General features: G+C 69.8%; 3 protein-coding genes. 1 reads left to right on the top strand and 2 read right to left on the bottom strand.

Annotation, left to right across the window (positions count from 1 at the left end; translation table 11 throughout):
- The coding region (locus tag ACFWPJ_RS30390) for a hypothetical protein (RefSeq protein ID WP_378856580.1) at positions 1-412 on the bottom strand (412 nt) is incomplete at its 3' end.
- A 175-nt stretch (positions 413-587) separates the two neighbouring features.
- Positions 588-809 (bottom strand): hypothetical protein, encoded by a 222-nt coding sequence (locus tag ACFWPJ_RS30385; RefSeq protein ID WP_378856578.1) that lies wholly within the window; start codon positions 807-809, stop codon positions 588-590.
- Positions 810-999: 190 nt separating this feature from the next.
- Between ACFWPJ_RS30385 and ACFWPJ_RS30380 the strand changes: the two genes are divergently transcribed.
- Positions 1,000-1,419, top strand: coding sequence for a hypothetical protein (locus ACFWPJ_RS30380; protein ID WP_378856576.1), 420 nt, complete (start codon positions 1,000-1,002; stop codon positions 1,417-1,419).
- The last annotated feature ends 113 nt before the right edge of the window (positions 1,420-1,532 follow it).

Below are 1,532 nucleotides of genomic sequence, written 5' to 3'. Positions count from 1 at the left end.
GGTGTTGGTTACTCTCGCATTGTGCGGGGTTTTGGGCCTGGGCGCCCCCCTGGTGCGCCCCCTGTGCGCCGGGGGTGCGCAGCGCACCGTCGGCGACGACATCGGCCGACGGGTCGAGGATCTGCGCGATCGCCGGGATCAGGTCACCACTGTCGGCCAGGCGCTCGGTGACGGTCAGCCAGCCGACCGCGGCCGAGCGCAGGCGCCGCGACCGGGTCACCCAGTCGACCAGGGCGACGGTCTTGCCGCTGCCGGCCGGTCCGGACACCAGCACTGTGTGCCCGGCGGCGGCGTGGGCGCGGTCGAGCCTGGCATTGATCTCGGTGCAGCGGACGGAGGCGAACGACAGTTCGGGGATGCTCGCATCGACATAAGACGGGCTTTCAGCTATCGCTCGGTACGAGGTTGCCACCACCACACTCCTGAGCTCGTCGTCTACCCTGCGGGGCCGATCCACCAGCAGGTTCGACGGTAGGCGAAACCCGACCTGCGCGTTTGCCGGTCGTGCGGCGACGGCGTGCTCGTTATCAGATCGACGTCATCATGGCGGGCTACCGACCTCGGCTAACGATCGGCAATCCTCGCGTTCAGTCGGGCAGCCGGGACATGCCGAGCAGGGTGAGCCCGAGGACATCGATGCGGGCGAGCACGCCGCGCATGGCGGTGTTGTCGGCGAGCTCGCCGTAGAGGGTGGTGGTGCCGGTGGCCGAATGGGCGCTGCGCCGCAGTTCGGGGAAGGCCGCGACGGCACGGTCGGTGAGCTCGCCCTCGATGACGAACTGATAGCGAACCGCACCTGACGTCGGCATGTGCCCCAGTGTCGTCCACCACCGCGGCGCTCGCCTCATCCGCACGGGATGATTCCGGCGCTACCTGCGACGAACCGGCCCACCCTAGTTTTAAACATTCGTTTTTCTGTTTCTCGGACAGCGTGGTGACCGGCTCGATAGTGTCGCGCTCACCCACAGCGGTGGGACAGCGCGAACCAGGAGAACAACCATGAAGACCAACGCACGGCGGGCCGGCTTCGGACTCACAACTTTTACCGCGGTCGCCGCGGCCACGGTGCTGGTGGCGCCGCAGGCCTCGGCGCTCGTCCAGGGCGTGACGGTCAGCGGCACCACCCACTACGTGGGCACCGCCTACACCGTCACCGCCGATGTCACCGCGACATCGTTCCTGTTCAAGGTGACCTTCACCGACAACGGCACCCAGATCGGCGAGCCCGTCTCGGTCTCCGGCGGCAAGGCCACCATCACCTGGACCCCGTCGACCCCCGGCTCGCACGAGATCAAGGCCGTGCAGGAGCTGATCAGCTCCAAGACCGTCACCGTCGAGGTCAGCGCCAAGCCGACCACCCCCGGCGGCGGCACCGGATCGGCCGATCTGGGCGGCCTGCTGACCGGCTCGGCGGGCTAGCTCACCGCGCCTCGGGGGGGGGGGGGCGGCCGCCCACACCGCGGCGGCCCGCGCCGCTGGGGGGCGGGGGCGTGAGGCGGGGGCGTGACGCCGCGGCGACCGCAGAGGGGGCT

Origin of the sequence: Nocardia sp. NPDC058497, assembly GCF_042720195.1 — a bacterium.
In the GTDB taxonomy this organism is placed as follows: Bacteria; Actinomycetota; Actinomycetes; order Mycobacteriales; family Mycobacteriaceae; genus Nocardia.
Note: the sequence above shows the minus strand (reverse complement) of the source record. Positions and strands in the feature narration are given on the sequence as shown.

Excerpts from the sequence above, each read along its gene's own strand:
- ACFWPJ_RS30385 (WP_378856578.1), bottom strand. The coding sequence starts at position 809 with ATGCCGACGTCAGGTGCGGTTCGCTATCAGTTCGTCATCGAGGGCGAG.
- ACFWPJ_RS30380 (WP_378856576.1), top strand. The coding sequence starts at position 1,000 with ATGAAGACCAACGCACGGCGGGCCGGCTTCGGACTCACAACTTTTACC.